General features: G+C 67.1%; 10 protein-coding genes and 1 riboswitch. Of the genes, 2 read left to right on the top strand and 8 right to left on the bottom strand.

The window, feature by feature from the left end; genetic code table 11:
• The first annotated feature begins 88 nt into the window (after nt 1-88).
• Nucleotides 89-298: a hypothetical protein gene (locus tag DQP58_RS27555; protein WP_165827789.1), complete on the top strand. Its 210-nt coding sequence runs from the start codon at nt 89-91 to the stop codon at nt 296-298.
• A 114-nt stretch (nt 299-412) separates the two neighbouring features.
• A riboswitch (M-box (ykoK) riboswitch) is annotated at nt 413-640 on the bottom strand.
• A gap of 100 nt (nt 641-740) precedes the next feature.
• Nucleotides 741-1,400 (top strand): O-methyltransferase, encoded by a 660-nt coding sequence (locus DQP58_RS03955; RefSeq protein ID WP_112707202.1) that lies wholly within the window; start codon nt 741-743, stop codon nt 1,398-1,400.
• 3 nt (nt 1,401-1,403) lie between these two features.
• Here the strand turns inward: DQP58_RS03955 and DQP58_RS03950 are convergent, their stop codons facing one another.
• The 8 genes from DQP58_RS03950 to DQP58_RS03915 all read right to left on the bottom strand — a co-directional run bounded on the left by DQP58_RS03950 (nt 1,404) and on the right by DQP58_RS03915 (nt 13,104).
• On the bottom strand, nt 1,404-3,398 hold the full coding sequence (locus DQP58_RS03950; RefSeq protein WP_112707201.1) for an acyltransferase family protein: 1,995 nt from the start codon (nt 3,396-3,398) through the stop codon (nt 1,404-1,406).
• A 238-nt stretch (nt 3,399-3,636) separates the two neighbouring features.
• Nucleotides 3,637-5,064: an aldehyde dehydrogenase family protein gene (locus tag DQP58_RS03945; protein WP_112707200.1), complete on the bottom strand. Its 1,428-nt coding sequence runs from the start codon at nt 5,062-5,064 to the stop codon at nt 3,637-3,639.
• A gap of 28 nt (nt 5,065-5,092) precedes the next feature.
• The gene (locus DQP58_RS03940) at nt 5,093-6,805 is read right to left on the bottom strand and encodes a thiamine pyrophosphate-binding protein (RefSeq protein ID WP_112707199.1); all 1,713 of its coding nucleotides are present in this window, start codon (nt 6,803-6,805) and stop codon (nt 5,093-5,095) included.
• A 43-nt stretch (nt 6,806-6,848) separates the two neighbouring features.
• Nucleotides 6,849-7,991, bottom strand: coding sequence for a CaiB/BaiF CoA transferase family protein (locus tag DQP58_RS03935; protein WP_112707198.1), 1,143 nt, complete (start codon nt 7,989-7,991; stop codon nt 6,849-6,851).
• 13 nt (nt 7,992-8,004) lie between these two features.
• A complete protein-coding gene (locus DQP58_RS03930; RefSeq protein ID WP_112707281.1) occupies nt 8,005-8,940 on the bottom strand; it encodes an SDR family NAD(P)-dependent oxidoreductase in 936 nt (311 codons plus the stop codon).
• A gap of 65 nt (nt 8,941-9,005) precedes the next feature.
• A complete protein-coding gene (locus DQP58_RS03925) occupies nt 9,006-10,853 on the bottom strand; it encodes a flavin-containing monooxygenase (protein ID WP_165827790.1) in 1,848 nt (615 codons plus the stop codon).
• Nucleotides 10,850-12,250 (bottom strand): aromatic ring-hydroxylating oxygenase subunit alpha, encoded by a 1,401-nt coding sequence (locus DQP58_RS03920; protein ID WP_112707196.1) that lies wholly within the window; start codon nt 12,248-12,250, stop codon nt 10,850-10,852. The genes DQP58_RS03925 and DQP58_RS03920 overlap by 4 nt, the downstream gene beginning before the upstream one ends.
• Entirely contained in the window at nt 12,250-13,104 is an 855-nt protein-coding gene (locus tag DQP58_RS03915; protein WP_112707195.1) for an SDR family NAD(P)-dependent oxidoreductase, read from the bottom strand. Before DQP58_RS03915 ends, DQP58_RS03920 begins: the two co-directional genes overlap by 1 nt.
• Between the last annotated feature and the right edge of the window lie 47 nt (nt 13,105-13,151).

Below are 13,151 nucleotides of genomic sequence, written 5' to 3'. Positions count from 1 at the left end.
CGACGCGGTGACCACCGCGATGGGCATCCTCGAGACGTAAAGGTTGGCCCGCTCCTGCGGCGTCAGGCCGGGCCGCAGGTGCAACCTGTTGGCCAACAACCTGCCAGCACGCAGCATGGACCGTCCGCGCATCCTGGATGCAACGGAAAAACGGTGTGCAACAACAAAAGCCATGATATTTCTCCTGCCGAAGGGACCGATCGGCATCGGCATGGCGGTTCAGCCGCGCGGGACCAGGCGAGGTCAGGCGGTGAAAGAAATGCCGGAACCGGATCGGGACAAGACGGATTTCGGATAGGGACTATCGCCGGGACTCATCTCGCCCTCACCTCCTCACGGCCAAGACACACGCGGGTGTCACCACGTTCACCTGAACGAGAGAGGCAGGAATGACTAGCGGCACACGCCGCGGGTCGCACCCCTCTCGACGGAGCTTCGGCACTGCACGGCGTATCCGGACCCAAATCAATGGTCGCGACCCGCATCGCCCGGCTTCGCCGCGCTTGCGATCGCTCCCAGTCCAGAAGCCACTTGGGCTCAACCCTTAGTCCGGGAAGAGCTGTCCTGACCCGGGGCGTCTCTCGACGTTCGGGGTCAGTGGCCTGTATCCATGCAGACGCCTCACCTACCGAGGTGCTTGCGGGTCCATAGTGACACCGGGGCCGCAGGATCGTCAAACGCATAGCGTCCGACGCCGCACTCCCAGCGCCCGCTCAGGCTGCGCACTTAGGCTCGTCGCCATGACCACAACGTTGCAGGATGCCCGGGTCGCATCGGTACTCGACCGCATGTACGCCGAGTCGAGGAAGCAGATGTCGCTGCTGCGCGAGCGGCGCGGCACCTTCGATCGCCCGATGACCGCGCAGGAGCGGGCCGATGCGATGAGCGAGTTCTACATTCCGGTGACACCGGAGGCCGGCCGGCTGCTGTACTCACTGATTCGGGCCACCCGCCCGGCCACCGTCGTCGAATTCGGTATGTCCTTCGGAATTTCCGCCGTACACCTGGCCGCCGCGGTGCGCGACAACGGCACCGGCCGGGTGGTGACCACCGAACTGAGCGACACCAAGATCGCCGCGGCCAAGCAGACGTTCGCCGAGACCGGCTTGGACGACGTCATCACCATCCTCGAAGGCGATGCGCTGTCCACGCTGGCGGAGTTGCCGGGACCGGTCGACTTCGTCCTACTCGACGGCTGGAAAGACTTGTACCTGCCCGTGCTCGAACTGCTGGAACCGCGCCTGTCACCCGGGGTGCTGGTGATCGCCGACAACGCCAGCTCGGCCGACATGGCGCCCTATCTGGACCGGGTGCGCAACCCCGACAACGGCTACGTGAGCTTCAACTTCCAGGTACGCGACAGCGACAGCATGGAAATCAGCTGCCGCACAAGCGGTTAGCGGTTACCGCAGCGATTCCTCGAGCCACGGCGTCAGCCACTTCACCCCTTCGGGAGTGAGGTGGACGCCGTCGCTGCGCACCTTGATGCCGTCGACCTTGGCGGTGTAGACGCCGTCGGGACACAGCTTCTTGTTCAGATCGAGGATCGCGACGTTCGGATGGTGGCTCACGGTCTTGCGCAACATGGCGTTCCACAGGTTGACCCGATCCGGCTGGTCCTCCGGATACAGGCGGCCGTCCGGCTTTTCCCCGCCCCGGCTGTACGGGACGGTGGCGACCACCACGTGGACACCGGTGCCGCCGACGATGGTTAGTGCCCGTTCGAGCTCACCATTGAGGTAGGCGTCGAAGGTCGGGTCACCGATATGGGTCCACTGCCCCTCATTGACCCTGTCCACCGTCTCCCAGCGGCCGATGACCAGCAGCGCGACGTCCGGCTGGTCCTGGCTGACCTGCCTCGACCAGCGGATCGGCCAGCCGTCGCACTCGGACCGTTGCTCCAGGGTCTGGCCGATGTAGCGGTAGGGAGTCCCGCGCACCAGGCTGCATCCGATGACCGTGTGATCCAGAAACGCAAACCCCGGCGTCGGAGGCAGGTAGTGCATCCAAGTCCACCCGATGGAGTCCCCGAACACTGAGACGGTGAACGGCCGGTTGGCATCTCGGGGCCGGCTAGTCGCGGGCGGTGACGGCGAGACCGCCGCGACCGCCGAGACGCCGGGCGGCAGACCGACCTCACGCAGACCGGGCCCGGTGCCCACCGGAACCACCAACAGCGTCACCGCCGCGGCACTGGCCACCGTCGCGGCCGCCAGCGGCAACAACGGCACCCGAGCCGGTCGCCAGCGCCGAATGGGTTGCTCGAGCAGCCAATACGACACCGCGGCCACCACCAGCGTGGCCCCACACCGCGCGGCGAACAACGGCAACCCGGACCACCCGGTGCGTTCGCCGTTGAGCGCCAAGAAGATTGGCCAGTGCCACAGGTACACGCCGTAGGAGATGGTGCCCAGCCACACCAGCGGGCGCACCGCGAGCGCCCGGGCGACGAGCCCGCGCTGCTCCAGCGCGACCGGTGCGATCACGATCACGGCCGCCACCGCGACCCCGATCAGCAAGCCGTGCCGGAATTCGCCGCTGGCGCCGGTGGCGTAGTGCGTCGCCGCCGCCAGTCCCGCCAGACCGAGCACCGGCAGGACTCGGGCCACCCGGCGACCCCACCGGGTGCGGATCATGCACCAGCCGCGGTTCATCGACGGCCAGTCCCGAACCAGCAGGGCGGCCGACGCGGCGCCCATCAGCAACGCCTGCGCGCGGGTGTCGGTGCCGAAGTAGATCCGGTCGCGGGTACCGTCCGACGTCATCACGATCGCGACCGCCGCGGAGGCCAGCGCGCCCACGGTGGCGATCACGAACGTGGCGAACCGCACGCCGCCGACCGTGGCCCGGCTCGAGCGCCGCCTCGCGCGCGCGGCGAGCAGCAGGGTGACCGCGATGAGCAACACCGGCCAGACAAAGTAGTACTGCTCCTCCACCCCCAGGGACCAGGTGTGCTGCAGTGGCGAGGGCGGGGCGCCCTGGGTGAAGTAGTCCGTCTTCTGGGCGACGAAGCGCCAGTTCGCCATCCACACGAAGGCGGCGATGGCGTCGTCGCGCAGGCCGGTCAGCGACCGGTCAGGCAACAGCTGACGGGCCGCGGCCACGGTGAGCACCATCAGCACCAGCGCCGGTAGCAATCGACGCGCGCGCCGAATCCAGAAGCCGGTCAACTCGATACGACCGGTGCGCCCCAACTCGTCCAGTAGCAACGAGGTGATTAGGAAACCGCTGAGTACGAAAAACACGTCGACGCCGATGAATCCGCCGGTGACGCCGGGGATGCCGCCGTGCCCGATGAGCACCAGCGCGACGGCGATCGCGCGCAGCCCGTCGAGTGCCGGGATTCCGCTGGCCCGCTCCGGCCGGTCCCAGATCGCCAGCCGGCCGACCCGGCGCACGGGGGCGACCCATCGGGGCCGAGAACGACGAGCCGGTGCGGGGTTAGACCCGCCCGGCTCGGTGCTTTCTGTCAGCGCGCCGTAACTACCATCTCGCCCGGCGCCATGGTTGATGCCGATACGTCGCTGCCCCTCCTGTTGAGTTCAGCAAGCCAGCCTAGAGGCGGGCCCGCCGGATCACGTGGAGGACACGCGAGGTGTTTTCTGCCGTGCCGCGTTCGGGTTTCGGCCCGACGCGTCAAGCCTCGTCGGGCGCGTAGCCCAGGGTGCTCTTGACTTCCAGGTACTCGTGGAAGCCGAACTCGCTCCACTCGCGACCGTTGCCGCTGCGCTTGTAGCCGCCGAACGGCGCGTTCATGTCAAAGGCATGGTTGATCGTCACCCAACCCGCGCGGATCTTGCGGGCGACCTCGCGCGCGGTGTCCAGGTCGGCCCCCGACACGAAGCCGGCAAGACCGTATTCGGTGTCATTGGCGATCTCAACGGCGTGGTCGAGGTCGTCGTAGCCGAGGATGCACAGCACCGGCCCGAAGATCTCCTCGCGGGCGATCGTCATGTCGTTGGTGACGTGCGCGAAGACGGTCGGCTTGACGTAGTAACCCTTGTCCAGCCCGGCCGGCCGGCCGGGGCCGCCCGCGACCACGGTCGCGCCCTCGTCGACGCCCTGCTGGATCAGGCGCTGAACCTTCTCGAACTGTGTCCTCGACGCCACCGGCCCGATCGCCGTCGCCTCACCGTTGCCCACCGGGATCTGTTCGGCGGCTTCACGCGCGAGGCTAATGGCCTCATCCATCCGGGAATTCGGCACCAGCATGCGCGACGGCGCGTTACAGCTCTGCCCGGAATTGGGCATCATGTTGGCCACGCCGGCCCGCACGCCGTCGGCGAAACCGCCGTCGTCGAGGACGATGTTGGGGCTTTTGCCGCCGAGCTCCTGGGTGACTCGCTTGACGGTGGGCGCGGCGTTCCGGGCGACCTCGACACCGGCGCGGGTGGAGCCGGTGAATGACACCATGTCGATGTCGGGATGGCTCGCCAGGGCCGCACCCACGCCTGCGCCGTCGCCGTTGATCAGGTTGAACACTCCGGCCGGCACGCCTGCGGCGTCCAGGATCTCGGCGAAGATGTAGGGCGAATACGGCGCCACCTCGGACGGTTTCAGGATGACGGTGCAGCCTGTCGCCAGCGCCGGGTAGACCTTGACCGCGACCTGGTTGATCGGCCAGTTCCAGGGCGTGATCAAACCGCAGACGCCGATCGGCTCCTTGGCGATCAGGGTCGCGCCCTTCTGTTCAGAGAACGGGAAGTTCTTCAGCACGTCGATGGCCGTGGTCAGGTGACCGATCCCGAGGAAGACCTGCGGCCCGGCGGCCAACGAGGGCGGCGCACCGATTTCCTCGGTGACCGCCTGCGCGAGATCGTCCGCGCGCTTCTGGTATTCGGCGAGGATGGCCTGCAACAGGTCCAGGCGTTGTTCGCGGGTGCTCTGTGACCAGCCGGTGCAGGCCCGCCGGGCGGCGTTGACAGCCACGTCGACGTCGGCGGCCGACCCCAGCGAGATCTTTCCGGACACCTGCTCGGTCGCCGGGTTCTCCACGTCGAAAGTGTTGGGCCGCACCGGGTCGACCCACTGTCCGTCGATGTAGAACTTCAGGTTTTCGCGCATGACATCGGTCCTCTTTCTACTGCGGGCCCTACTGAGTGCCTTCGGCGTACCAGGTCCGGAATCGGTCGTACTTGGGCATCTCCTCGGAATTGGCCTTCGGATCGATGCACACGTGCACCACACCGACTTTGCCACTGGCGTAGGCGCGAGCGATCGCCGGGCCGATCTCGGATTCCTTCTCGACGTACTCACCGTGGCAGCCGAATCCCTCTGCGACCTTGTCCATCCGCACGTCCTTGCTCCAGTGCACACCGGGCTGCGGCGACGGCTGAGAAAAGGTGCGCTTGTACACGCCCACTTCCAGGCCCCACTGGTGGTCGACGCCCACCACGCACACCAGCGGAAGATTTTGCCGTGCAGCGGTTTCCAGCTCGGCGATGTGGAACAGGAACGCCGAATCGCTGGTCAGCAGCATCACCGGGCGCTTGCCCCCTTCGGCGACCGACGCTCCGACGGCGTAGGGTAGGCCGGTGCCCAGGTGGCCGAAGTTCTGATTCCAGATCACGTCGCGCGGCTTGGACTGCGAGTAGGTCCACTGGAAGATCACCGTCGCGCCGCCGTCGCGCACGAGAATGCCGTCGTCGAGTTCGTTGAACGCCTTGGTGGCCTCGACGACGTAGCGGGCAGGGTGGATCGGCGAGCGGCCGGACGGTGCCGACTCGGCCACGTCCGCAAGCTCTTTCGCATCCTTTTCGATCAGGGCCTGTAGCGCCGGCGCGGGCTTGCGCGGGGCATCCTTGAGCGCGTCCACCAGCTGGGGCACCACGCCGCGCAGATCGCCGACCAACGCCACGTCGACTGGGCGGTTGACGCCGATGGCGGCCGGATCCTGCTCCACATACACCCACTTGCGGTTCGCGTTGTTGGCGGCCCAATGCTGGGTCCGGCCGTAGTGCATCGGCTCACCGAGCTCGGTGCCCAGCGCGACGCACAAATCGGATTCCTCGACGGCCTCGTTGGCCGCGGGCGAGAACAGGTAGGGGAACGTGCGCTCCTGCAGACCCGGGATGTAGGACGTGCCGCCGGAGGTCTGGATCACCGGGCACGCCATCAGCTCGGCGAGCTCCTTGACCTGCTGCTGGGTGCGGGAGGTGTGCACGCCGTGGCCGACCAACAGGATCGGGCTTTGCGCCGCCCGGATCAGCTTGACGGCCTCGGCCACTTCGCGGGTGCCGGCGCCCTGGTTGACCAGCCGGTAGGCCGACGGCGGCGGGGCGGCGTCGACGTCGAGCTCCTCGAGGATGACGTGCGACGGGAACTCCACGTAGGTCGGACCGGGCGTGCCGGACATGGCCCGGCGGATGGCCTCGTGGATGATCTCGTCGGTCTGGTCGGCGTACTCGATCGAGCTGCTGTATTTCACCGACGCGGCGAAAAGCGGTTCCTGCTGGACGAATTGGATGCGGCCGCGCCGTACCCGGCGCTCGGTCACCCGGGCTCGCTGCCCGCCCAGGAAGACCACCGGCGAGTTCTCCACCAGCGCGCACTGGATCGCTCCGGCGATGTTCGCCATGCCCGGGCCCAGCGTGCCGATGCACAGGCCGGGGTTACCGGTCATGCGCGACGCCGCCTCGGCCATGAACCCGGCGCTCAGTTCGTGATGCGGAGCCACCACCGACCACCCCCGCGCGTCCGCCTCCGCGAACATGTGCACGAAGTTCGGGTCGGGGATGCCGAACAGGGTGTTCACGCCTTCGGCCTCGAACAGGTCGAGAATGCGTTTGTAGACGGGCACAGCCATCGTGGAAAACTCCTTCGCTGACAAGATATTTCGTTGCTAAGCGTTATGCCGGATTCGCGTCCACGGCCAAGCCCAGCTCGGCGAGCACTTCTGCGGTGTGTGCGCCGAGCTCGGGCGCCGGCCCCGCGACCCGGCCCGGTGTCTGCGAAAACCAGGTGGGCACCCCGGGGAACCGCACCGGCCCGTGCGGGCTGTCCACCGTCTCGAACATGCCGACGGCGGCCAGGTGCGGGTCGTCGAACAGCGCTTGCGGCGTGTTCAGTGGCGCGGCCGGTATCTCGAGTTCACGAAGCAGCGCCAGCCATTCCGCGGTGGTCCGCTCCTTCATCGTCTCGGCCACCAGCCCGTAGACGGTGTCGATCTCGCGGGCGCGTTGCTCCAGCGTGGAATACAGCTCGCTGGCCCACGGTGGCTGAACGGCTTTCATGAACGCATTCCAGTGCTTGTCGTTGTAGATCAACGCGGCGATATGGCCGTCGCTGGTGCGGTAGGGGCGGCGATTGGGCGCCACGGTGCGCGGATACACCGCCGGCCCGAGCGGAGGGTCGAACAGGGCGCCGTTGGCGTGTTCGACGAGCATGAACGAGGCCATGGTTTCGAACATGGCGACCTCGACTTCTTGCCCCTGCCCGGTGCGTTCGCGGTGGAACAACGCCATCGTCGTCGCGTACAGCGCCGTCAGTCCGGCGATCTTGTCGGCCATGATGGTGCCGACGTAGTCGGCCTCGCCGGTCAACTGTTGTTGCACCGCGGGCAGGCCGCATTCGGCCTGGATGGTGTCGTCGTAGGCGGGTCGGTCGCGATCGGGTCCGCGGCGCCCGTACCCGTAGCAATTGGTATAGACGACAGCGGGATTGATCGCGGCGACATCGTCGTAGCCGAAGCCGAGCTTGGCTATCGCCTTGGCCCGCATCGAGTGGATGAACACGTCGGCCGTCTCGACCAGCGCGCGCAGCGCGCCGGCGCCGGCGTCGGTCTGCAGGTCCAGCACGACGCTGCGCTTGCCCCGGTTGACGTTGACGAACACCCCGCTCATGCCCGGGGCGGGGCCCACCGAGATGTAGCGGGTGTTATCGCCCTGCGGGGGTTCGACTTTGATGACGTCGGCGCCCATGTCGGCCATGATCTGTGTGCAGTACGGCCCCATCACCATCGCGGTGAGGTCGATGACGCGCAGCCCCGCCATCGGGCCGGTCGGGCTAGCCATTGAGCGCTCCTTGATCGGTTAACCTCTGAGCCAGCTCGAAGCTGTAGCGGATGTGCGCGTTGTGTCCATCGGGGACGACCGGGAAAATCAGCGGTGCCTCGGCGTATCGGATCGCGTCCAGGTGGCTGCCGACCTCCTCGATGCTCCAGGCCGGCCGGCACACGCCCGGGCTCTCGGCGATCACCGCCCGCGCCACCCGGCCCGCCAGCGCGATGAACAGTTCACCGGTCACCGAACAAGACTCGTGCGCAAGCCAACCCACGACGGGCGCAACGAGTTCCGCGCCCATCGGCGGATAGGCCGATGTGTCGATGCCCTCGGCCATGCGCGTCACCGCGGCCGGCACGATCACGTTGCACCGCACCCCCTCCGCGGCGCCCTCCAGCGCTACGACATTGGCCAGCCCGATCACGCCGGCCTTGGCCGCCGCGTAGTTGGCCACGTCGTGGTTCCCGTACAGCCCGCCGATCGACGACGTCATCACGATGCGGCCGTAGCCTGCGTCGCACATGAGCGGAAACGCGGGCCGCACAACGTGAAACGCGCCGCGCAGGTGCACGTCGAGCACGGCGTCAAAGTCCTCGTAGCTCATCTGTTTGAGCGAGCCGCGGCGGACGTTGCCGGCGTTGTGGATCAATATGTCGATGCGGCCGTAGTGTTCGAGCGCGGTCGCGATGATCTCCTGGCCGCCGTCGCGGGTCGCCACCGATGCGCCGCAGGCGACGGCCTCGCCGCCGGCCGCGGTGATCTCCCCGACCACCTGCTCGGCCGGGCCCGAGTCAGCGCCCTCGCCGTTGAGGCCGCTGCCGGCGTCGTTGACGACCACCTTGGCCCCCCGCGAGGCGAGCAGCTGAGCGTACGCACGGCCCAGCCCGCGGCCGGCTCCCGTCACCACGGCGACGCGACCGTCGAATCGCAGTTGTGGCAGTGGCGATCGCAAGCGCGGCGTAGCCGGGCGCAGCGGGTCGGCACCCTGCGGGCTAGCGGTTTCGTTCAACGGCCGAGCACCAACCCGTCCAGCTCCCCTTTATCACGCCAGACCCGCAACAGGTCCTCGAAGGCGTAGAAGCCGGGGCCGTACGGCTCGCCCAGGTGCGACCGGATGCCCTCGCCCCCGCCCCCGCCCTCGTTGTTGTAATAGCCGGGCGTGCACTGGGCGTCGAACGCCGAATTGTCGACCGCGGTTTCCCGGATCGTCGCGCACCACTGCTCCTGCGCCGCTTGGCTGGGTTCCACGGTGGTGGCTCCGCGCTTGAGCGCCTCGGCGATGATGTAGGCGATGTGCTCGCCCTGCAGCTCGTAGTTCGCCGCGATGTTGGCGGAGATGCCGACCTGGGTGAAGCCGGTATAGAACTGGTTCGGGAATCCTCGGCTGGTCATCCCGTGCAGCGTCTTGTATCCGTCTCTCCAGTAGTCGAACAGTGACAGCCCGTCGCGCCCCTGGATCGTCTCGATCGAGTAGCGGCGGCTGATCTCGGTGGTGATTTCGAAGCCGCTGGCGTAGATGATGCAGTCGACCTCGTACTCGATACCGTTGGCGACCAAGCCCTTTTCGGTGATGCGTTCCACGCCTTTGGAATCGGAGACGTCGACGAGGGTGACGTTGGACCGATTGAACATCGGCAGGTACTCGTCATTGGACAGCGGCCGCTTGCACAGGAATCGGTAATAGGGTTTGAGCGCCTCGGCGGTCTGCGGATCCTCGACCAACGCGTCGATGCGGCGGCGCAGCCGCTCCATCAACTTGTAATCCTCTTCCTCCCGGATCGCCATGAACTGCTCGGGCGTCATGGCCGCGGGGTCGGGCAGGACGAGCACCCGGGCGGCGGTGTTGCGTCCGAGCTCGGTCCAGAAGTCGCACACCAGATCCGGCTGGCCCGGCGCCATGCCCTCGAACGTCCAGGCGTGGAAGTTGCGCTGGCGCTCCCGCTGCCAGCCCGGCAGCAGGGTCTTCACCCATTCCGGGTCGGTGGGCGCGTTGTTGCGCTCGTCGACCGTCGAGGGGGTGCGCTGGAAAACGTAGAGATGCTGGGCGTCTCGCGCCAGGAACGGGACGATCTGGATCGCGGTGGCGCCGGTGCCGACGACGGCGACCTTCTTGTCGGCGAGCTTGTGCAGGTTGCCGCCGGTGTCACCGCCGGTGTAGTCGTAGTCCCACCGCGACGAGTGGAACGCATGGCCCTTGAAGTCCTTGATTCCGGGAATGCCGGGCAGCTTCGGGCGGTGGAACGGGCCCGAGGCCAGCACGACGAACCGGGCGCGGATGTCGTCGTCGCGGTTGGTGCTGATCCGCCAGCGCGTGATCTCTTCGTCCCACCGCAGGTCGCGGACCTGGGTGGAGAAGATCGCCGAATCGTAGAGGCCGAAGTGCTTGCCGATGTTGCGGCAGTGCTGGTAAATCTCGGCGCCATCGGCGAATTTCTTCGACGGCATGAAATCGAGCTCTTCGAGAAGTGGTATGTAGCAGTATGATTCGTTGTCGCACTGAATGCCGGGGTAACGGTTCCAATACCAGACGCCGCCGAAGTCGCCGCCGAGTTCGATGACTCGGACGTCATCGACGCCCGCTTTCTTGAGGTAGGCCGCCGAGAGCAGGCCCCCGAATCCACCACCGAGCACCGCGACGTCGATGTCGTCGCGAATCGGCTCGCGCGGGGTCACGGGTGTGTAGGGGTCGACTTCGTAGTAGCCGGCGAAGTCGTCCTCCAGCTCGATGTACTGCTTGGAACCTTCCTTGCGGAGCCGTTTTTCGCGCTCCCGGGCGTACTTCTCACGCAGCGCGTCGATGTCGATGTCGTCGGGCGTCCGGGTCGGCCCGCAGCCGTCTTGATACATGGTCATGCCTGGCGGCGCTCCTTATCTGAAAGCTCTTGGGGCTCACCGGTGCCCATGTACCTCGACAACTGGTAGTGCAGATTGACGGTGCTGCGTTCGCGGTACGGGTTGGGCTTGGTGCCGGGGAAGCCTAGAGACTTCATGCCCTGCTGCACGGCGGCCATGTTGGAGAAGTCCTGCGGCAGCACCGATCGCCACCTGGGGTCACCGACCGGGGTGTATTCCCATTCCGTCTGCGGCTCTTGGCCTTTAGGGTACAGCTCGAAGACCGACACCTCGAAGATGCACTTGTCCGGGTTGTAGCTGGGGTGCGGTCGCGCGCCGTAGCACAGCGCGCTGGTCAGGCCCTGGCCGATCTGGAAGTTCGGGAAGATCTGCCAGGCGGTGCCGGCCTGCCCGAGGATATCGGCGGGAATCGTCGGCCAGATCACGCCGCGAGCCTCGTCGTCGCGGCGCGCCGCGGCCAGCCAGTGCTCGAGGACCTTGTCGGCCGGTGTCCCCTCGGGCAGCTCGTCGACCAGTCGCTTGGCGGCGTTCACCAGCGTCTGGGTGGTGGTGGCGTTGGTTTCCTCCATCGTGTACACCTGCATCTCCGCGGTCGACACCCGGGGATCGGCGCCGATGCCGAGGCGGATCTTGGACTTGGTGGCCTCCATGTCCTCGGGCGCGTCGTAACCGATGTGGCTGTGCTTACCTTGGGCTTTCGCCCAACCCTTGAACTCGCCGAACTTATTGAACTCGGGATGGGTGGTGTAGACGTGGTAGGTCTCGTTGAAGGCCTCCAGCGCGACCTTCCAGTTGCAATCGAACGAGAGCCACTTGCGCCACTTGTAGCGCATGTTCTCCAGCCCGAACGGGTCGAGGATCTTCGCGGCGGGGAACAGGAAATCGGCGAGCGGCTCGCAGTCGGGGTCCATGTTGATCCACAACCAGCCACCCCAGGTGTCGACCCGCACCGGACGCAGGTGCGTGTTGTCTTCGGTGAGTGTGCCCTGCCAGTCCTGCTGTTCACGGATATGGGTGCACGTGCCGTCCAGGCCGTACGTCCAGCCGTGGAAGCCGCAGACGAACGACTTTCGGGTTCGCGCGCAGGCGTTCTTGGCGCCCTCGGGGGTGTCGATCAGCCGGCGGCCGCGATGCATGCACACGTTGTGGTGCGCGTGGAATTCTGCCGCACCGGTGCGGACCACAATGATCGAGTCGTCGAGGATGTCGTAGGTCAAGTAGCTACCGACCTCGGGCAGCTCCTCGACCCGGCCCACCTGCTGCCATACCTTGCGCCACAGCTTGTCCCGCTCCGCGCGGGCGTAATCCTCGGAGATGTAGGCCTCCACGCCGATGGTCATCGGTGCCGAGAGTTCTTCGGCCGCTTCGGGATTCGCGCCCTTGGCGAGATCGGTCATCACATCCTCCTGATTGCCGCGCGGAAGGATTCGTCCTTGAGGAACAGCGACGTGTTGTCGGCGCCGAGGTGGCTCCACTTGAGGTCCAGCCCGCCGTCGACGAGCAGCGTCTGGCCGGTGATGTAGCTCGACATCTTCGAGAGCAGGAACAGGATGGCGCCGGCCTGCTCTTCGGGCCGACCGCGGCGGCCCATCGCGATCGCCTGCCGGTCGCGATCGGGATCCTCGTCGACGTACGTGCGCGAGGCCGCCGTCTCGGTGACGCCGGGCGCGACGGCGTTGACCCGTATGCCCGCCACCGCCAACTCGAGTGCCATCGTGCGGGTCATCGCCACGATCGCCGCCTTGGCCGTGCCGTAGGCGATGTGGAACGGCGCCGTGTTCATGCCGCTGACCGAGGAGATCGACACGATCGATCCCTGCCGGTGCTGCGCGACGAGCTCGTCCGCCACGGCCTGGCTCATGAAGAAGGCCGTTTCGAGGTTGTCGGCGAAGATCTTGCGCCAGTCGCCGCGCGCCACCCGGGTGGACGGCATCCACGTCGACGGGTCGGCGCCGCCGGCGACATTGACCAGCCCGTACAACTCGCCTTCGGCGCGGCGCGCGTGGTCGAGCACCGCGGCGATGCCCTCGTCGGTCGACGCGTCGGCGGCGACGGGCAGCACGGGCAGGCCCTGCTGTGCCAGCGGGGTGATGTGTTCGTCGAGGTTTTCCTTCGACCGGCTCACCGCGATCACGGTGGCCCCGGCCCGGGCGGTCATGGCCGTGACGGTCGTGCCGATGCCACCGCCACCGGCGCCGGAAACCACGACGACGCGCCCGTCGAGTCCTAGGAGATCCCCGTGATCGGCCATGACCTGCTTTCCCCTGCCGCCGGGCGTCGCGCCACCGCGGCGGGATC

This window comes from Mycobacterium colombiense, from assembly GCF_003284975.1.
Taxonomy (GTDB): domain Bacteria; phylum Actinomycetota; class Actinomycetes; order Mycobacteriales; family Mycobacteriaceae; genus Mycobacterium; species Mycobacterium europaeum_A.
Note: the sequence above shows the minus strand (reverse complement) of the source record. Positions and strands in the feature narration are given on the sequence as shown.